General features: G+C 54.8%; 20 protein-coding genes, 1 tRNA gene and 1 pseudogene. 18 read left to right on the top strand and 4 right to left on the bottom strand.

Annotated elements, in window-relative coordinates; translation table 11 throughout:
• Positions 1-102 (top strand): annotated as a pseudogene (locus tag ACOYQJ_RS21840) (IS5/IS1182 family transposase); the annotation flags it as partial.
• Positions 99-464 carry a TIGR02391 family protein gene (locus ACOYQJ_RS21835; protein WP_422908086.1) on the top strand — a complete coding sequence of 122 codons (366 nt, stop codon included), beginning with the start codon at positions 99-101 and terminating at the stop codon, positions 462-464. The pseudogene ACOYQJ_RS21840 and the gene ACOYQJ_RS21835, both read left to right, overlap by 4 nt.
• A 311-nt stretch (positions 465-775) precedes the next feature.
• Here ACOYQJ_RS21835 and ACOYQJ_RS21830 read toward each other — a convergent pair whose 3' ends face one another.
• Positions 776-1054: a hypothetical protein gene (locus tag ACOYQJ_RS21830; protein ID WP_422908085.1), complete on the bottom strand. Its 279-nt coding sequence runs from the start codon at positions 1052-1054 to the stop codon at positions 776-778.
• 313 nt (positions 1055-1367) lie between these two features.
• Between ACOYQJ_RS21830 and ACOYQJ_RS21825 the strand changes: the two genes are divergently transcribed.
• A complete protein-coding gene (locus tag ACOYQJ_RS21825) occupies positions 1368-2714 on the top strand; it encodes a tyrosine-type recombinase/integrase (protein WP_422908084.1) in 1347 nt (448 codons plus the stop codon).
• Positions 2711-3250, top strand: coding sequence for a hypothetical protein (locus tag ACOYQJ_RS21820; RefSeq protein ID WP_422908083.1), 540 nt, complete (start codon positions 2711-2713; stop codon positions 3248-3250). The genes ACOYQJ_RS21825 and ACOYQJ_RS21820 overlap by 4 nt, the downstream gene beginning before the upstream one ends.
• A gap of 225 nt (positions 3251-3475) precedes the next feature.
• On the opposite strand, the gene ACOYQJ_RS21815 is transcribed toward ACOYQJ_RS21820, so the two are convergent.
• The gene (locus ACOYQJ_RS21815) at positions 3476-4501 is read right to left on the bottom strand and encodes an AlbA family DNA-binding domain-containing protein (protein WP_422908082.1); all 1026 of its coding nucleotides are present in this window, start codon (positions 4499-4501) and stop codon (positions 3476-3478) included.
• A 402-nt stretch (positions 4502-4903) separates the two neighbouring features.
• Between ACOYQJ_RS21815 and ACOYQJ_RS21810 the strand changes: the two genes are divergently transcribed.
• Both ACOYQJ_RS21810 and ACOYQJ_RS21805 read left to right on the top strand, forming a co-directional pair.
• Positions 4904-5098 carry a helix-turn-helix transcriptional regulator gene (locus ACOYQJ_RS21810; RefSeq protein WP_422908081.1) on the top strand — a complete coding sequence of 65 codons (195 nt, stop codon included), beginning with the start codon at positions 4904-4906 and terminating at the stop codon, positions 5096-5098.
• Entirely contained in the window at positions 5073-7301 is a 2229-nt protein-coding gene (locus ACOYQJ_RS21805; protein ID WP_422908080.1) for a VapE domain-containing protein, read from the top strand. The genes ACOYQJ_RS21810 and ACOYQJ_RS21805 overlap by 26 nt, the downstream gene beginning before the upstream one ends.
• Before the next feature lie 295 nt (positions 7302-7596).
• On the opposite strand, the gene ACOYQJ_RS21800 is transcribed toward ACOYQJ_RS21805, so the two are convergent.
• A complete protein-coding gene (locus ACOYQJ_RS21800) occupies positions 7597-8553 on the bottom strand; it encodes an IS5 family transposase (RefSeq protein ID WP_422908079.1) in 957 nt (318 codons plus the stop codon).
• Positions 8554-9229: 676 nt separating this feature from the next.
• Here ACOYQJ_RS21800 and ACOYQJ_RS21795 point away from each other — a divergent pair.
• Genes ACOYQJ_RS21795 through ACOYQJ_RS21775 form a run of 5 tightly spaced genes read left to right on the top strand, consistent with a single transcriptional unit; the run spans position 9230 to position 11707 of the window.
• Positions 9230-10063 (top strand): hypothetical protein, encoded by an 834-nt coding sequence (locus tag ACOYQJ_RS21795; protein WP_422908078.1) that lies wholly within the window; start codon positions 9230-9232, stop codon positions 10061-10063.
• 60 nt (positions 10064-10123) lie between these two features.
• Positions 10124-10354, top strand: a complete 231-nt coding sequence (locus tag ACOYQJ_RS21790) for a hypothetical protein (protein WP_422908077.1) — start codon at positions 10124-10126, stop codon at positions 10352-10354.
• A gap of 2 nt (positions 10355-10356) precedes the next feature.
• Entirely contained in the window at positions 10357-10779 is a 423-nt protein-coding gene (locus ACOYQJ_RS21785; RefSeq protein ID WP_422908076.1) for a hypothetical protein, read from the top strand.
• Positions 10776-11075 carry a hypothetical protein gene (locus tag ACOYQJ_RS21780; RefSeq protein ID WP_422908075.1) on the top strand — a complete coding sequence of 100 codons (300 nt, stop codon included), beginning with the start codon at positions 10776-10778 and terminating at the stop codon, positions 11073-11075. Before ACOYQJ_RS21785 ends, ACOYQJ_RS21780 begins: the two co-directional genes overlap by 4 nt.
• On the top strand, positions 11072-11707 hold the full coding sequence (locus ACOYQJ_RS21775) for a hypothetical protein (RefSeq protein WP_422908074.1): 636 nt from the start codon (positions 11072-11074) through the stop codon (positions 11705-11707). The genes ACOYQJ_RS21780 and ACOYQJ_RS21775 overlap by 4 nt, the downstream gene beginning before the upstream one ends.
• Before the next feature lie 505 nt (positions 11708-12212).
• Here ACOYQJ_RS21775 and ACOYQJ_RS21770 read toward each other — a convergent pair.
• A tRNA-Ser gene (locus tag ACOYQJ_RS21770) sits at positions 12213-12302 on the bottom strand.
• A 155-nt stretch (positions 12303-12457) separates the two neighbouring features.
• Between ACOYQJ_RS21770 and ACOYQJ_RS21765 the strand changes: the two genes are divergently transcribed.
• The 7 genes from ACOYQJ_RS21765 (at position 12458) to proB (ending at position 18801) form a co-directional block, all read left to right on the top strand.
• The gene (locus ACOYQJ_RS21765) at positions 12458-13267 is read left to right on the top strand and encodes a DUF2059 domain-containing protein (RefSeq protein WP_422908073.1); all 810 of its coding nucleotides are present in this window, start codon (positions 12458-12460) and stop codon (positions 13265-13267) included.
• A gap of 277 nt (positions 13268-13544) precedes the next feature.
• Positions 13545-14672 carry a calcium-binding protein gene (locus tag ACOYQJ_RS21760; RefSeq protein WP_422908072.1) on the top strand — a complete coding sequence of 376 codons (1128 nt, stop codon included), beginning with the start codon at positions 13545-13547 and terminating at the stop codon, positions 14670-14672.
• A 310-nt stretch (positions 14673-14982) separates the two neighbouring features.
• Positions 14983-15570 carry a 50S ribosomal protein L21 gene (locus ACOYQJ_RS21755; protein WP_422908071.1) on the top strand — a complete coding sequence of 196 codons (588 nt, stop codon included), beginning with the start codon at positions 14983-14985 and terminating at the stop codon, positions 15568-15570.
• 18 nt (positions 15571-15588) lie between these two features.
• Positions 15589-15858: a 50S ribosomal protein L27 gene (gene rpmA / locus ACOYQJ_RS21750; RefSeq protein ID WP_422908070.1), complete on the top strand. Its 270-nt coding sequence runs from the start codon at positions 15589-15591 to the stop codon at positions 15856-15858.
• A 165-nt stretch (positions 15859-16023) separates the two neighbouring features.
• On the top strand, positions 16024-16566 hold the full coding sequence (locus ACOYQJ_RS21745; protein ID WP_422908069.1) for a GNAT family N-acetyltransferase: 543 nt from the start codon (positions 16024-16026) through the stop codon (positions 16564-16566).
• Between the two features lie 94 nt (positions 16567-16660).
• Positions 16661-17707 (top strand): GTPase ObgE, encoded by a 1047-nt coding sequence (gene obgE, locus ACOYQJ_RS21740; protein WP_422908068.1) that lies wholly within the window; start codon positions 16661-16663, stop codon positions 17705-17707.
• The gene (gene proB, locus ACOYQJ_RS21735; protein WP_422908067.1) at positions 17695-18801 is read left to right on the top strand and encodes a glutamate 5-kinase; all 1107 of its coding nucleotides are present in this window, start codon (positions 17695-17697) and stop codon (positions 18799-18801) included. Before obgE ends, proB begins: the two co-directional genes overlap by 13 nt.
• Positions 18802-18860: the final 59 nt, after the last annotated feature.

Genomic DNA, 18860 nt, shown 5'->3' with positions numbered 1-18860 from the left:
AGGCTCAAGGACTGGAGGCGCGTGGCAACCCGCTACGACCGGTGCCCAAAAGTCTTCCTTTCGGCCATCGCCCTCGCAGCAGTCGTCATCTACTGGTTATGAATCCTGACCCTACCGAAGTTGCGCTGAAGCTCTTTGACGACGGTCACTATGCGCAGTCAACTTTTGAAGCGTTCAAATATCTCGACAATAAGGTGAAGAAGCTGTCGAAAATCAAAGACAGTGGATATAAGCTGATGATGGCCGCATTTGCAGAAAACAGCCCCAAAATCAAGCTCACCGCTTTGTCAACAGCGAGCGAGGTTGATGAACAGATGGGATACAAGTTCATCTTTGCAGGTGCGATGTCCGCAATACGAAACCCAAGAGGGCATGACATTTTGATCGATCCTATTGATCGTTGTCTCGACCACTTGTCATTTGCATCCGTGCTCCTTCGTCGGCTTGAAGCAACGGTCCAGTAAATCGGTCGAGCCAGTGCTGGCGGAAGTCCAGCATGTTGTCGCGGGTGATGTTGGCGATCTCCTTGTTGCCGACGACCGCGACGAAATTCTTTATAGCCTTTCTGCGCGGCGCTTCCCAGCGGCGGAGCTGGTCTTCGCTCTTGCCCAGCGTCTTTTCCTTGGCCAGGCCCCAATACAGCTCCAGTGCCTAGGTGACCGTGATGCGCGGCTCGGGAACGGTGCCGAGAAGGGCGGCGGCTTCGATGGCATCGGGTTGGTTCGCTGGAGCGGGAATGACCTCGACCCGCTCAACCACGTCTTCCACCGGCAACTTAGCGACAACGCCTGCGTCCAGATACCGAAAGCCCCGCGCGCGGGGCGAGGTCGCGCGCGGCCTCGTAGCGCACTTCTGCATCTTCGCTGTTCCCGGCCAGCCGCGCTTCCCAGGCCTCGATCATCTGACTCCACGCCCGATCCGCCTTGCTGCGGGCGACTGTCTCCGAGTCGGTATACAGGCTGATCCAGACGGTTTCGCGCGGCTCGATGCTCAGGTACCGGCGCTGGACGCGGCGGCGGAGGTGATAAAGACGACCTCGTTTCGCGATGCTCATGGCGGAGAAATCCCCGATTTGTGCAGCAATTACGTAGCAAAATGTGCAGCAAATCAAGCGGACCAGACACCTCCGTCAGTGCGAAAACGCCGATTTTCACACTATTATCAATGTATTGGCATGGGTCGTCTTGTGCTAAAGGTGGCGGAGAGACAGGCCGCCATGGTGTTGTTGCCATATGTGGTGAAAGGCAAATATTAATATATTAAAATCAGATTGTTAAGACTTATTCTTGTTTATACCTGTTGCCGTTCGTGGCGTCTTATTGCTACATTTTGGATAGTTAGTAGGTCAGGCGGAGTGGGGCGGAAACATGCCAGTAATTGCAAAAGAGTTGAAGGCGGCGGCGGTCGGTAAGCTTGTTCATCATGGCGGCAACGGACATGCCTTTCATCCAGTGGGCGGCGTTCCTGGGTTGCTGTTACAGATTACAGCGGGCGGCGGGCGTAGCTGGATTATGCGGGTTCGGATTGCCGGGAAGCGTAAGCATTTTGGGCTTGGTAGTTATCCCGAAATTCCGTTGGCTGAAGCAAGAAAACGGGCCACCGATATTCGTGAAGCGATCAGGACGGGCGCGGACCCCGCTGAAGCGTGGCGCATTGGTGTTATCGTTCGCGATCTGATGGCCAAAGGATTGCCGCAAAATGACGCTTGGGCAACCGCAACCGAACAGCGTGCGGGACAGATTGCCGGTTCAACCCCCGTTCAAGTGATGACCTTTGAAAAAGCTGTTGAAGAATATTTGGCATCTAAGCTGGACGAATTCAGAAATGAAAAACATCGCAAGCAATGGCGCACAACGCTGGATAACTACGCGGTGCCGATCATTGGGACTATGCCGGTTGACGCGATAACCGTTCACGACATTCAAAAAGTCTTGGTGCCAATCTGGACAACAAAAACCGAAACCGCTTCACGGTTGCGCGGTCGGGTTGAAAATGTTCTGGCATGGGCAACCGTGAAGAACCATCGCGCAGGTGATAACCCGGCAAGATGGAAAGGTAATCTTGACGCAATTTTGCCGAAACCAAGCAAGGTTGCGAAAGTGACAAACCAACCGGCCCTTGCGCTGGACGATGTTTCGGCATGGTGGAAAGCCCTGACCAAGCGAGAAGGTATGGCCGCGCGGGCGCTTGAATTCTTGACACTATGCGCCAGCCGTTCGGGCGAAATACGCGGCGCAACTTGGGATGAATTCACCGGGCTTGATGGTGACACGCCGCTTTGGACCATTCCAAAGGACCGGATGAAGGCGGGGAACGAACATCGCGTGCCTTTGACGCCGGATGCCGTGGCAATCCTGAAGGCTCTACCGCTCATGGAAGGAACCGACATTGTATTTTCTGCGCCGCGCGGCGGGCCGTTGTCTGACATGAGCATTTCAGCCGTTATGCGGCGGATGCACGGCGATGCAACCAAGCTTGGCGGCAAAGGTTGGGTTGACCGACAGTCAGGAAAAGGGGCCGTGCCGCATGGCTTACGCAGCACCTTCCGCGATTGGACAACAGAACGCACTGACTATCCGCGCGACATGGCCGAAATTGCTTTGGCGCATACGGTCGGCTCTACCGTAGAGCGGGCTTATCGTCGTGGCGACATGCTGGAAAAGCGTCGGGCGCTGATGGCAGATTGGGCGGCGTTCCTGAATGGTGCAGCATGATTGATGACCCCAAGGGCTGGAATGATGCCCAAGCGGCGCTGGCAAGCCGTGCGGCGGCGCGTGGCGACTATTCAGCCATAGAGGCGCGGGCGCGCGCTGGTGCCGATCTGTCAAAGGATGAACTGGCGGCGCTGGATCGTCGCGACCGTGGCGAAAAGATCAAGACAGGGCGGAAAGACCCCGCAACCGATTTTGAAGCATGGGCGAATTTTGTTTGGTTGGCCAAAAATCATCGTGTGAGCAAATCAACCGCTTATAGCTTATTGGCCGAAATGACCGGACAACAGGAAAGCGCAATCAAGTCCAAGATTGAACGCATTGCCAGACAGGACGGGACCGGTAAAAGCATTGCCGATCAGGTTGCAAAGGAAACCATCAAACGAAAAGCAACGCCGCCATTGCTGATGAACCGGTCCGAAAACTGGAAGTGCGTTGCGTGTAAAATGATTGCGTGTTCATGTGACCGTCCACAATGGGGCGATACGGACGCCGGTGCCGTTGCGCGGGCGCTTGTAGGTTTCTTAGACCCGATCTAGTGTTCCCCACCGAACACAAGATTCCTGGCCTGCCTCTCGTGCGCTCCGGATGCTCGGACAAAGGTCGAAGTGGCTGCTATGCGGGACAAACCTGCCAATGGACCTTACGGAACCAAAGGCTGGTTTCCGACCATTGGGATTAGGACGGCAAATAAGTTTCAATTTAGGATATTGTAATTCATCTAGGACTCAGACCGATTGCGACTGCAAAATTCGACGCAACTTTCATGCCGGAATTTGTCCGCAAGAAATCAAATCACCCAATTCAATCTCGATTATTTGATGTTTCTTTCGCATACCCTCGGCGCAAATACAAAAATCAAACATAAAGGACTGAAATGAATTGGCATCACAGTGCACCTTTCCGACCCTAACTTTGTTGGTATCTGCACAGAAAAAGACGGTGATAGGAAAATTCTCTATGATCCGTCTTGTTCCAGGGTGGACGAAGACCTCACTGGGTAACGCAACTTGCCAAGCACCATCGATGATCCCAATCTGATTTCCCGACGCACTGTGCCGGCTCCCAAAGCCTCGTGACACGCCTTCGTCATGGCGGCACTGAAGGAACAAGTGTTTTGCAAGACCGCCACCTGTATTGGCTACAACCACGTCAACAGAAAAATGATACGGTCGTTCGCCCGTTTCTGTTGCGCCTCCTGACCCCGTTGGACGAAGAGTCAACTCTACAGATAAATCAGGGGACTGATTACTTAAGAAAGCATCTTCAATTTCATAATGTTCCATCTCAACTGTTGATGTGCCAGAGCGCTTGAAATAGCTGCGAGCATCAGCTGCATTCGATCTGTGGGGCCGCCGATCAGAACGCGGAACGGACACCGCGATCAGGCCAGAGCCTTCACCATCAGCCACCAGACTTATTGCTTCGATCCCGTTGATTGAAGGAACTGTTATTGAATGGAGTTCATTGTTGATGGTTGATAAAGCCTTAGCCAAAGAAGCAATCGGAGTAATACTTCGCGCGCAGTCGATACCGTCAACACTCCTACAGTCTACTCCGAGAATAAGAACACCACCCATTGAGTTTGCGAATGCTGATGCCGCTTTCGCAATAACTTTACGACCTGATTTGGTCAATTTTTTACCGTCATTGGCGAAAAGCGGGTCAGCAGGGTGGGTAAGGTTTGCTTTGAAATCTAAGGTGAGCGTTTCTTGGAACTCGCTTTCGATCATTTCGTGGATCATTTGAATGCCCTCGGACTTGAGCTTTTCAAAAATAGTACCAGTCATACGCGGTGCCTTTGGCTGTTTTGCGACATTTTACACATCTCGCTCAAGGAAGCCAGCGAAACGCATCATTGCTTTTGCACCGCAGCAGCCGACCTTGGTGCCGCGCGCAGCATTAGGTAATGTGGGCTCTGAGTCGTCATCTGACAGTTTCACTCGGGAATAAGGACCTGTGTCTTTTACCCTGCTTCCAAGGGGGATCTTATGACAGGTGGCGAACACTAGTCCATTTTGGATAGGTATGAGGTTAGTCATATGCGCGTTGTGACAAATTATCATTCCAAATCAATAGGGATTGTCGGATATTCGGTCCGCCAAAAAAAACATTGCCTCTAAGCTTCTGTTGCTAGGCGTCAAAATGTGGTCATATTAGAAAGCATTCGCAGAATTAGATAGGAATGCACAATGCCCCAAGAACCCAAGCGATATGTAACGGTCAAATTCCTTATGGAACGTTATGAAATTTCGCGTGAAACAATTTATAAATATATGCGCGACTACGGTTTTCCCAAGCAACACAAGCTTACACCTGGCGCGACGCGATGGTTGCTTACAGAAGTTGAAGCTTGGGAAAGTGAACGCGCTGAAAATTGCTCTTGACCTGGACGTGGGTGCAAACATGGCTTTCGAATTCCGCGCAGTTTTGCGCGAGGTAAAATTTCCCGCTACATTCAACAACTCTGTTTATTCACTGCCTTCTGGTGTTGATTGGGCGATGTATCTTGCATCTGTTGGGTTCAGTGTATTCCCAATCGTTCCAAATAGAAAAACGCCATATAAAACAGAAACAATAAACAAGGCGTGTGGTTTGCCTGATGATCATCGTGGCGGTTTTCATCATGGGACGCGCGATAAAATGGTAATTCGCGCAATGTGGTCCGATGACCGGTCGCAAGCGTGGGTTGGCATTGCTACCGGTGCGAAGTCGGGCGTTTATGTTCTTGATCTGGACCGTAAAGATGACAAGGACGGTCTGGCAACGATTCAATCATTGCACCTAGGTATTCCGCAAACTGTTTGGTGTAACACGATTTCTGGTGGTCTGCACTACTATTTCAAAATTGAACAGAACAGCGGACAAACGTTCAGATCGGATAGCGACGTTCTGGGCGCTGGCGTTGATAGGCGTGGTGATGGTGGGTATGTGGTATTCTATGGCGCTGACGTAACGCAACCGATGGCCGCGCCGCCCGATTGGTTGCTGACCAAGGGTGGCACGGTCGCGGGCAGTTATTCGCCGCGCGAAGGTTACCTTCCGCTTGGAACAGATAAGGCACCATCGTTCAGCGATGCAACCCACGCGCTCAATGCGCATGATGCGGTAGCGCCTTATGACGATTGGCGGGATACCCTGGCGGCATACAGGCAGGCGGCAACTGGCACCGTAGAGGACAGCACGGTTGAGACGACAGCGCGCCTCTGGTCAATGGGTTCACCGGATAAGTTCAATGATGCTGCCTTTGACAAACTTTGGCGGTCGCTGGACAGGGGAACCGTTTTAGGCTGGAAATACCTGCGTGACAGCGCGATCAGGTCCGGCAAGGTAAGCGATGATCACGCGGCAAGGTGGCGGATTGGCGGTCAACAACACATTTTGCCGCCCGGTGCCAGCACAACACCAACAATGACAATTAACCAATCAACAACGCAATTTTACCTTGATCAACCTATTTTTGGCTCTTTGGTTGAAAAGCCGATTACATCGGAACTCTACAAGAATTTACGCGACAACAATCTTCCAATTGGGTTTAATGAATTCAAGCAGCGCATTGAAAAAACCGGTATGCTGCCTTGGGAAACCAATACGACTATTTGGGCGGGTTTAGATGATATTTATCTTGAATGTTGGTTTCATAAATACGACAAAAGGCCAACCATGGAAGCGGTAAGAAATACCATAGCTCTGTATGCAGATCAAAACAAGTTCGATCCGGTCGCTGATTATCTGAACGGTCTGGTTTGGGATGGTGTGAACCGATTGGACGGTATGTTGGCGAAATACTTCAAAGCGGAAAATGTTGATTTCGCCAACTTGATCAGCGCAAAGTTTTTGATAGGGACGGTTGCGCGAATATTTGATCCAGGTTGCCAACGTGATGAAGTTCTTATCTTGGAAGGTGCGCAAGGAATAGGAAAGTCATCATCAGTTGAAATCCTTGCGGGTGCTGAATACTTTTCAGACAGCTTGCCTAACATGAAAGATAAAGAGGGACTGCAACACTTAGTGGGTTTGTGGATTTGTGAGATTGGAGAACTGGCGGCAACTCGCAAGGCTGACCGTGAACAAATCAAAGGTTTTCTAAGTAAACGAACGGACAAGTTTAGACCGCCATACGGTAGGCACGACATTGAGCAAAAGCGGACGTGCGTTTTCGTCGCAACAACCAATGATGATCTTTACTTGAACGATCCCACTGGCGCGCGGCGTTGGTGGCCGGTCAAGTGTGGCGGTCCTATCGACTTGGGCGGTTTACGCCGTGATCGGGATCAACTGTTTGCAGAGGCGGTGCATCGCTACCACAACGGTCAGGAATGGTGGTTGTCAGACGCAACAGCAAAGGCCGTAGCAGCGGACAACGCAGCAGAACGCCAAGAGGTTGACCCTTGGCAAGATCGGGTTTCACAACACTGCACGACCATGGGCGACATGCCGATCAAGATCGAAACGATTTTCAAAACCGTGTTGGGGATTGATTACCTGCATCAACACGCCGGAAATAACAAGCGTGTTAAAGATATTCTAACCAAGCTCGGTTATGTCCAAAAAAGAACCGCGACAGAAAGGTTTTACGTTAAGCGATAAAATTTTCACACTGTCATTTTCGGTATAATTCGTGACAGAGTAAGTAATTGATAATAAACGGAAATGACGGAAATGACAACGAGTTGCTATAGGGGGTATATAGAGTTGTGTATTGGTGTATTGTATTACCATTCTATATCTACTCTATCTAAGGAACGTCTGATCTACCGTCTTGGCTGCGCCGATTTCCGGGCAATCGGGTTTCGATTTAGCAGACGGGGACCGATTTTGGGATCGTAGCGCCAGAATTGGCAGCGCTGAGGCCCCCAACCCCTGATTTTGGTCAGACTCTTCCTCATGCCATCAGCTTCCGTCGAACAAGAAACAAGTTACCAAGGGCGAACAGCGTAAAGAGCTGCGCACGGTTCTTGGCCAGACCACGGTAACGGGTCTTGATGTATCCGAACTGGCGCTTGATCACCCGGAAGGGATGCTCAACCCGGGCCCGCACCTTGGCGATGATCCGGTTGATGTCTTCTTCAATCGGATGAAGCTTGCCGCCTTTGGCGGCCTTGCGCATGACACCCCAGAACTTGCCTGTCCCGGAAAACGCGGCCTCCCGCGCGGCGCTGACATAACCCTTGTCGGCCCAGACCGATGTCTCCTCGCCGTGCAGCAGGTCGTCCCAGACCTGGCTGTCATGGGTCTTGGCCGTCGTGGTCTCAAGGCTGTGCACGATGCCGCTCTGGGCATCGACACCGACATGCGCCTTCATTCCAAAGAACCAGTCGTTGCCCTTCTTTGTCGATGACATCTCGGGGTCGCGCGCCTTCGCCTCATTCTTGGTCGAGGACGGCGCATCGATGATCGTCGCATCCACCAGTGTGCCGGAGCGAAGCGTGATACCCTGATCGGCAAGGTGAGTGTTCACCTCGACAAACAACTTTTCGGTCAGCTGATGCGTCTCCAGCAGGTGGCGAAAGTTCAATATCGTCGTTTCGTCCGGGATACGGTCATCACCAAGTTCGATGCCCACGAACTGGCGCATGGCGTCACTGTCATACAGCATCTCCTCGGCCATCGGGTCGCTGAGCGCATACCAGTTCTGGAGGAAGTATATGCGCAGCATCGTTTCCAGCGGCATCGGTGGCCGTCCACCCTTCGGTCCGACCTTCGGGTAATGCGGCCCGATCAAAGCCAGCATACGCAGCCACGGCACAACCGCATCCATCTCGCCGAGGAACTTCTCACGCCGCGTCTGTTTCTTCTTCATCGATTGGCGGAGGCCTGGAAAGGCGGGCTGCTTGGGCATCGGCGGGTTCCTCTATCGTCCCCGCAACTCTACCCCATGCCGCTCAGTGCGCGAGGTTTTTCAGATGTTCCCTAAGATAGTGTCATTAAGTGTCATAGTATCATTTATCAATAAAAACAGATAGTTAAGAAAAATCCCCGTTGTCATGGCTCTGTCATTGTGTGTCATGGAATATGTTGGGACAAACCCCGTCCATTGGTTTGGACGTGACCCCGATCTGAACCCTTCCAACTTGATCCGAAGCGTTTGCCGCTCTATCCGTCCAGATTGCTTGCAATGGTCATGGGCGGACAAACTGTCTGCCTTGATGCATTGATGCTAAACGATAAATTCAAATGGTGTTCGTGTTACCTATCCAACCGACTATCCAAAACACCGTTGCGGCGATCAGGACAGGCCACCGATGCACCAACTGTGAGCGGTGCCATGCCAGCTCCGCCAAAACAGTAGCCACAGCGCGACATTGCCCGATCTGGTCACAACCACCCGTGACAGGTTTGCAAGCGTCTTGGCGGGCCGCATAGCGAGCCGATGCCGTGCGATGGATATTGCGTTGGTTATTGCGGTAATCATTGGATTGGTCATAGCGATGAAAAACCAATAAAAACAATAAGTTGCACGATCATTTCCAATCCTATACCAATGACGGGACAACTTTACCCGTAAAGGAAACGCAATGAACATTCTGCGCAATCAATTCGCGCCGCCCCGCGCATTCAATAACCCGCCCCCTGTTGGGGAATACCTTGTCCCGATTGTTCGCGATAACGAACACGGCACAGTCATCAGCGTCCAACGTGCTGGCGCTGATAACCCCGCGTTTGGTTTCTTGCCCTTCCCTGAAGATCGTGACAGCGATGCGCTTAAAACCCACTTGGACACGTTGAAAAACACCATCGGTATTTCAACCGTGGCAATCGCAACTAAAGCGAAGGACGTTCACCCGCACCGCATGGCAGAAACGGCGCTTCAGGTCATCACAACCAATTGTCGCCGATCTTTCAAAGATACGGTTTCAGCATTGCAAGCGATGAAGCGCCAGGCGGCTACGGGTCGCAAAGAGTTTGTCGATTTGCACGTTGTCAACCCTTCTATTGCGCCTGCAATCAGCGCGCGCTTTGTGGCGATGGATCAACCGGCAATCCTTCAGACAATCGCGACAATGGGCGCTGACCAACTAGCAGTTTTATTGTCGATGCGCGGTTTGATCAATTTGCCCGATGAAATTTGGCGGGATGTTCAAATTCGTTACGTCATTCAAGCAAACCTTTCCGGTGAACGTTCGGACGGTGTTGGTATCGCGGCAAAGCAACCTTCACTGGATGATCCCGCTGCAATCGGTATTGACCAAAGTATAGTTGCCGAATGGGCAGAAGCGCGCATGAAATTTTTCGATCAGCAAGAAAGCCGTGTTGATGACGTTGCAGCTTCATTGAAAAACATTTGCGCGGTTCTTGCGGTTGCTTGTGACAAAACGCCCAATGATCTCTGGTCCGCTCTTTACGAATAATCTTGATTGATTAGGACGGGCTTTGTTTGCCCGTCCTGACAGAATGTGAGGTAATTCTAAATGGCGCGATCTATTGCTTTAAAACCAATTGTGAACTTACCGGCGGGTAAAACCATTGATGCAACCGTTCTCTATGATGCTTTGGATCGTTCGCGCCAATCAATTTATTACCTTCGTGTTCATGCCGATTTTCCAAGCGTATTTGGGCGGCGGTCTGGGAAACCGCACTATGACACAACGGAAATCGCAAACTGGCTGCGGGCAAATAATGTCAAAATATATTGGGTCTGAAAATGAATGATGAAACCGATACTGACCGAATTTTAACGGATCGTGATAATAAGGGCCGGTTCACTTCTGGACTGGGTAATCCTGGAAGGCCAGTTGGTGCTAAAAGTAAAATTATCAAAGGCGCGCTTTCTGAATTGCGTCAAATGACACCAGATGCAATTGATGTTGTTCGCGCTGCAATTGATAAAGGTGACGTAAAAACAGCTACTTGGTTGTTAGAGCGCGTTCTGCCGGCTCAACGTGTTGTTGAGTTGGACGGGGCTGGCGTAGAAGATATTGTCAATGCGCTTGTTGCGGGCGATATTTCACCCACTGAAGCAAAAACCATCGCGCACTCAATCAGCCATCTTAAAAATGTTTCTGACTTGGACGAATTACGGGCAGAGGTTGAAAGCCTGACACGCCTTTTGCGTGGGGAAGAATGATGTTGTCCGCATCATCATTACTGGCAAAAGTTAACCGCTTGAAGCGTGAAACAATAGCTAATCAGCCAGTTGATCCTTTGGCTTGCTTGTCCGATGGACAGCGTGGATATTTCGAAAAATGGGTTAAAGATTTTCATTCTGGAAACTCTGAAAATGCTGATGGTTTTTACGCTGCATTGATTGAGCACAAGCATTGGACGCCTTTTGAATGGCTTAAAACTCCGATGATTATGGATGCTATGAGCGAAGATAAAGCATCGCAGGTGTATAGCGATTTTAGGGACGGTGTAAAATGACTGATAGTCTTGAAAAATTGGAAAACAAAATGGAAACCGCTCTACACATTATTGAGCCAAAAGCGTTCATCATTCTGCACAACTGGACGGACGTTCTTGGCTTGGTTTGGGAAAAATATTACCGAAAGGTTCAGGGCAACGCCAAAACGCAAATGCTACCGTTTGATCGGCAAACACTGTTGGGTTTCTCTGAAACATCAAGTCCATGTGCATTCCGATCTGAAACGGATGCCTTTGGAAACCAAACCGTTGCAATGACCGGCAAGGGGTTGTTGCAACTTTTGACGATAAATGCGCTGGAAAATGGGAGAACATCTTTCAACCGGTTTGATGTGGAGAAATTCTTTGTTGACCACCACGCGCATGAAGCCGCGAATTTTGTTGAGCAGACGCTACCGCTGATCATCAACCCTGAAGCCGTCTCCACTTTGCCAGATGATCCACACCGCCACCGCGCAAGGCATGAACGCGGCAAGAATGGCAGCACTTGGCAGCGACTGAAGGTCATCGGACAGGACGAACCCTTGCCTGAACCTGAACCGCTACCGCTGAACGGCAAATTTTCGCTGTTAGAATTGGTTGAACACAGTTGGCAAACCGGAAGGCTGGCCCGCGCGATGGACGGCAACTGAATACGAACACCGGCGGTTGCATCCACAGTCGCCGGGATAGTGACCGCAACGATCCTCATGCAGTTTTTTGATTTTTCCCTGCATGAGGATCGTTGCGGTTGCGACACGTCCGAGCCGGTTGGGGTGCCTCATCAGCACAGCGCCAACCGGCCACCGTTGGAAAGCATCAAGATGACCTTCACGATCCGAAATCCGACAGATGTGACTGGGTGGCTGACAGCGTTTAGGACCACTGATTTCACAGTTACAACGATGTTCAGGCCGGAACAGGTGCAGTCAATCGACGTATGCGTACGGGTTGATGGTTCAGAGTTTTACAGTATCGCGATAGGGCCGGTCGATCAGGACGGGCAACATCGGTATTGCTACTATCCGAAACATCACAAGTGACCATCTGTTGCCAGTTGTGGCGGGATGTATTGTTCCTGAGTGGATAGGCACAAGGTCAGTCACCTGACGTGGCAACTACCTAAATATTTGATTTTATTGATAAAAATAAGCCAAATGGCGGAGAGACAGGGATTCGAACCCTGGGTGGACTTGCGCCCACAACGGTTTTCGAGACCGCCCCGTTCGACCACTCCGGCACCTCTCCGCGGGGGTCTGGTGAAGGGGCGTTTAGCGGCTTGGCGCGGGGCTTGCAACATAGAAATTGCCGGTAATCGGCAGGATCTTTCTGCAAGCGCCAAGTCGCCCTTGGATTCCCCCCGGCACATCCTTAGGTTTGGCTCTGCCCTGAAAGGATTCTCGATGCGGAAATCTCTGATTGCCAGCCTTGTCATGTTCTCTCTTGCTTCGCCGCTTGCGGCGGCGCCGGTTGATGATGTGTTGGAGGCCATGCGCATCGATGAAATGATCGATATCATGCGCAGCGAAGGGCTGACCTATGGCGAGGAACTGGCCATGGACATGTTCGGCCGCCCGGGCAACGCCAAGTGGCAGGCCATGCTTGCGCAGATCTATGACACCGAAAAGATGGGTGAAGTGGTGCGCAGCGCTTTTGTCCGCAGCTTTGGAGATGCCGAGGCCGCGCCTTTGGTCGAGTTTTTCGAAAGTGATCGCGGGGTCAAGATTGTCAATCTGGAACTGGACGCCCGCCGTGCCATGGTTGACGACGATGTGGAAGATGCAGCGCGGGCTTCGTTCCAGGAGATCGATGGCAGCGATGACGAGCGCCTGTCGCAGGTTCAGGCCTTTGTCGAAGCCAATGATCTGATCGAGGCGAATGTGGCCGGGGCGATGAATGCCTCGTTCCAGTTCTATCGCGGTCTGGTCGAGGGCGGTGCCTTCGATATGAGCGAGCAGGACATTCTCACCGATGTCTGGTCACAGGAAAGCGAAACCCGGCAGGATACACGCGAATGGCTGTTTGCCTTCTTGTTGCTGGCCTATGGGCCCCTCGAGGATGGCACGCTGGACGCCTATATCGAGATGTCAGCCTCGCCCGAGGGCAAGGCGTTGAATCAGGCGCTGTTTGATGGGTTCAACAAGATGTACGACGAGATTTCCTTTGCCTTGGGTCTGGCCGTGGCCGAGCAGATGCGGGGCGAGGATCTCTGATACTCGCCGTTTGACGGATCGCGTGGCAATTTTGATTCGCCTGATATCCTGCCTTCATTTCCTCTTGGAAACAGTTTCTGGAAACGGACGTTTTGGTTTCCGGTCCTCGGGATAATCACCGGGGGGCTGTCCGTCAATTACGGCGATCTTGCCTCTAATATGTCGAAATCCTTGCAAAATCCCCGCGAATGCGGCGGATGTATGGCATGGCGTCGCTGCGAATGGTGGGTGTGGCAGCGCGTGTTTGTTTCGATGTCAAAGAACGAGGGACCGTTCCGTGAGTTATTATTCCTACTCATCTTGGGGAAGCTGCAGCTATAGCAGCAATTATTCGTATTCCGGCTGGGGGGGATCCTATTCCGGCTGGGGTGGGTCCTGGGGCGGCTCCTATTCTGGTTGGGGCGGTTATTCGAGCTGCAAATGGGGCAGTTCATCGTGGGACAGCTGGGGAAGCTATTCCAACTGGGGCAGCTACGACTGGGGCGGCAAGAGCTGCTACAGCTGGAGCGACGACAGCGCCGACGATGAGACGACGGATGAGGGCGAAGATACCGTCACCAGCGGCGGCGAAGACACCGTCGGCACGGGCGAAGACACGGTTGCCAACCTTGACGACTACATCGAGGGCACCTCGGACAGTGAAATCCTTGATGGTGGTGACGGCAATGACACGCTGAAGGCGGGCGAAGGCTTTGACACCGTTTACGGCGGCGCGGGCGACGATCAGCTGGTCGGCGGCGATGACGCGGACGAAGTCTATGGCGATATCGGCAGTGACACGCTCTACGGTGAGCAGGGCGACGATACCCTGAACGGCGGTGATCAGGGCGATGAGCTTTATGGCGGCACCGGCAATGACCTTGTCCAGGGCGGCTATGGCGACGATCTGGTCGAGGGCAACGAAGACGACGACACCCTGATGGGCTGGGAAGGCAACGACACCATGGACGGCGGCACGGGCAACGACTCGATGACCGGCGGCACCGGCATGGACGAGATGTCCGGAGGTGACGGCAATGACACCATGGACGGTCAGGAAGATGACGACACGCTGTATGGCGGCGCGGGCGACGACGAGATCGGCGGCGGCCTTGGCGAGGACTTGCTTTATGGTGACGATGGCGACGACACCCTGAACGGCGGCGAAGGCGCTGATGTACTCGAGGGTGGCGCTGGCGCGGACACCTATGTGCTGGCCAAGGATGGCTCGTCCGACCAGATCGTCGGCTTTGAAGATGGCACGGACGTGATCGACCTGGTCGACAGCGGGCTGACCTACGAAGATCTGATGATCACCTCGGATGACGACGGCGTGGTGCACATCAGCTTTGACGACGAAGAACTGGCGAGCCTTGATGGCGTGGCCGCGGATGATTTCAGCGAAGAGGATTTCCTCTTTATCTGATTTGCAGGCAAAACGTCTGGAGGCCGGTCCGGCAATGCACGGGCCGGCCTTTTCTTTTCGCTCCGGCCTGCCAATGGTCTGCGGTCACCTTGAAAAACAAGGGGCAGGGCGATGGAAGGGCGCTTGACACCCGCGCTTGGAATATGGATAAGGCGCCCACCAAAGGACGGGGCTTCGGCTCCGCCTTTTGTTTTTTGAAACGATTGCCCCGAAGGGGGCACGCAGTTTGCGGCGATCCATGCTGGGGCAGGATCACGAACACCGGGCGGACCCGGCGGCCACAGGACGCGACAGAACAAGGACGACGCGCATGTTCGCGGTACTTAAGACCGGCGGCAAACAATACAAAGTTCAGTCGGGCGATACGCTCCGGGTGGAAAAGCTGGCCGCAGACGCGGGTGAAACCGTGCAATTCAACGAAATTCTCATGCTGGGTGGCGACAATGTGGTTGTCGGCGCGCCGCTGGTTGCTGGCGCGGGCGTTCAAGCCGAAGTCGTTGACCAGATCAAAGGCGAAAAGCTGATTCACTTCGTCAAGCGTCGCCGTAAGCATGGCTCGCAGCGCACAAAGGGCCACCGCCAGAAGCTGACCCTGATCAAGATCACCGAGATTCTTGCATCGGGCGCAGACAAGACCGGCGTCAAAGCCGCTGTTGGCTCTGGTTCGGTTCCTGCCGCCGCTGCTGCTGCACCCGCAGCCAAGCCGGCCAAAGCCGCTGCCCCCGCAGCTGGTGCCGACGATCTGACCCAGATCACCGGTGTCGGCCCTGCCGCCGCAGCCAAGCTGAACGACGCGGGTGTTACCACCTTCGCCCAGCTTGCCGCTGTTGATCCCGAGACCTTCGAGGCCACGAAAGTGAAGCCTGAGTGGGTCGAACAGGCCAAATCGCTGGCCTAAGCTCAAGGAGAGTACCTCATGGCACATAAAAAAGCAGGCGGTTCCTCCCGCAACGGTCGCGACTCCGCAGGGCGTCGTCTTGGCGTCAAGCTGTACGGTGGCCAGTCGGTTATCCCCGGCAACATCATCGTGCGTCAGCGCGGCACCAAGTTCTGGCCAGGCGCCGGCGTCGGCATGGGCAAGGATCACACGATCTTTGCGACCGTGGACGGCTCCGTAACCTTCCACAAGGGCCTCAAGGGCCGCACCTTTATTTCGGTTCTCCCGGTGGCGGAGGCCGCCGAGTAAGCCGACCTTAAGGTCTTCGAGACAAAAAGGGGGATCGGCGGTACCGCCGGTCCCTTTCTTCGTTTCCGGGCACATGACGCGGCGTCACGTCTCTGTCAGGGTGTCCTGTTAAACGTTGATAAGACCCGTATATCTGTATGGTCGATGCACAGGAGGAGCGTGCAGATGAGCCTTGATGCAATGGAAAAGCAGCCGACGGTCGAGACCGAGCGTTTCGATCTGCGCCCCTTGCGGCGGTCGGATCTGGGGCTCTTGGAGCATTACGCTGGGGATGAGCGCGTGGCGCGCATGACCGCGGCGATTCCGCACCCTCTGCCGCCCGGTGCTACCGAGGCCTTTGTAAACCGCGCCACGGCGCCCAATCGGTCCGAGATGGTCTGGGCGATTGACGGCACAAAGGCGGATGGGCCGGAACTGATGGGGGTGATGTCCCTCAAGGTGATGGATCGCGCGCAATCCGAGCTGAGCTATTGGGTCGGGCCGCCGTTCTGGAACACCGGGCTGGCCTCGATGGCCGCCACGGCGCTGGTTACGGCCAATCCGCTGGCGAACGATACGATGTTTGCCTGCGTTCTTCAGGACAACCCGGCCTCGGCCCGGGTTCTGGTGAACTGCGGGTTCGAATATATTGGCGACGCCGAGGCCTATTGTGTCGCGCGTGCCGCCAAGGTCCCAACCTGGACTTATATCAACCGCCTTGGCTCTTAATCGGGGGCAGGGCGCCAGTCCGCCCTTCCTGCCGCTTGTGACGCGGGTGAAAGGCGGCTAAACCGCCCCTCACGTCGCAAGTGGAACCACACCCATGAAATTCCTCGATCTCTGCAAGGTTTATGTCCGCTCCGGCGCGGGCGGCAACGGCTGTATCTCATTCCGCCGGGAAAAGTACATCGAATACGGTGGCCCGGATGGCGGTGACGGCGGCAAAGGCGGCGATGTCTGGGTCGAGGCCGTGGATGGCCTGAACACCCTGATCGACTTTCGCTATCAGCAACATTGGTTCGCCAAGAACGGGCAGGGCGGCATGGGCCGCAACCGGACCGGCAAGGATGGCGACGATATCGTGCTGCGCGTGCCCGTCGGGACCGAGATCCTCGAAGAAGACGAAGAAACCGTTGTCGCCGACATGACGGAACTGGGCCAGCGGGTCTTGCTGGCCAAGGGTGGCAACGGCGGCTGGGGCAACCTGCATTTCAAAACCTCGACCAACCAGGCGCCGCGCCGCGCCAATCCCGGTCAGGAAGAGGTCGAGCGCACGCTTTGGCTGCGCCTCAAACTGATTGCGGACGTCGGGCTGGTAGGGCTGCCCAACGCGGGCAAATCCACTTTCCTTGCCGCCACGTCGAATGCGCGGCCCAAGATCGCTGACTATCCCTTTACCACGCTGCATCCCAACCTTGGTGTCGTCGGTGTGGACAATACCGAATTCGTGGTCGCGGACATTCCCGGCCTGATCGAAGGCGCGCACGAAGGCCGTGGCCTTGGCGATATCTTCCTTGGCCATGTCGAGCGCTCGGCGGTTCTGTTGCACCTGATCGACGGCACCTCGGGCACATTGATCGAGGATTACCAGACCATCTGCGACGAACTCGACGCTTATGGCGCGGGTCTTGCAGACAAGCCGCGCGTGACGGTTCTGAACAAGATCGACGCGCTGGACGAAGAAGAGCGTGTCTTTCTCAAGGATGAGCTTGAAGCCGCAGGAGCCGAAGGCGTCATGCTGATGTCCGGCGCCACCAAGGAAGGCGTGACCGAGGTGCTGCGCGCCCTGCGGCCGCACGTCGAGGAACGCCGCCGCGCTGACAGGCCCGCCGCGCAGGAGGACGAAGAGGACGGGACATGGACTCCCTGACCTCGGCCAAACGGATCGTCATCAAGATCGGCTCGGCGCTTTTGGTCGACCGGGCCACGGGGCAGTTGCGCGCCGATTGGCTGCGCGCCATGGCCGAGGACGTGGTTGAGCTGAAACAGCGCGGCGTTGACGTGGTTCTGGTCTCCTCCGGCTCGATTGCGCTGGGGCGCGGCGTGCTGGGCTTGCCCGCAACGGCGCTGTCGCTGGAACAGTCACAGGCCGCGGCCAGTGTCGGGCAGATCCGTCTTGCCCGCGCCTACGAAGAGGTGCTGGCGCCGCATGGCCTGACCACCGCGCAGGTTCTGGTGACGCTCGAGGACACCGCGGATCGCCGCCGCTATCTGAACTCGCGCGCCACGCTGGAAACGCTTTTGGGGTTCGGTGCGGTGCCGATCGTCAATGAGAACGACACGGTTGCCACGGACGAAATTCGTTATGGCGACAACGACAGGTTGGCGGCCCAGATCGCCGTCACCGTGGGCGCCGACGTGTTGATCCTGCTTTCGGACGTGGACGGGCTATATACTGGAAACCCGAATGACGACCCCACAGCCACGCGCTTTGACGTGGTGACCGAGATCACGCCGCAGATCGAGGCCATGGCGGGCGATGCAGGGTCGGGCCTGTCCAAAGGCGGGATGAAGACCAAGCTGATGGCCGCCAAGACCGCCACCGCCTCTGGCTGCGCCATGGCGATCACCCATGGCTTTGAAAACCATCCCCTGAAGCGCCTTGCGACGGGCGCTGCCGCCACATGGTTCACCCCGCAGCTTGATCCGCACGCCGCGCGCAAACGCTGGATTGCCGCGATGAAACCGCAGGGCGCGGTGCTGGTTGACGAAGGCGCGGCAAAGGCGCTGAGCAGCGGAAAATCACTGTTGCCCGCAGGATTGCGCGGCGTCGAAGGCCGCTTTGGCCGCGGCGATCCGGTAACCATCCGGGTGACCGACGGGCGCAGCCTGGGTCAGGGGTTGACCCGCTACACCCATGACGAAGCCCGCGCCATTGCGGGCCATCACAGCGCCGAAATCGAGGAAATCCTCGGGTATCCGGGCCGCGCGGTTCTGATCCACCGCGACGACATGGCCCTGTGATCGGCAAATCTTTTGACCAACACGCGACTTCTTTTCATAACTGCACGACAACCAACAAC

The organism is Pacificoceanicola algae, assembly GCF_049341065.1.
Lineage (GTDB): Bacteria > Pseudomonadota > Alphaproteobacteria > Rhodobacterales > Rhodobacteraceae > Pacificoceanicola.
Note: the sequence above shows the minus strand (reverse complement) of the source record. Positions and strands in the feature narration are given on the sequence as shown.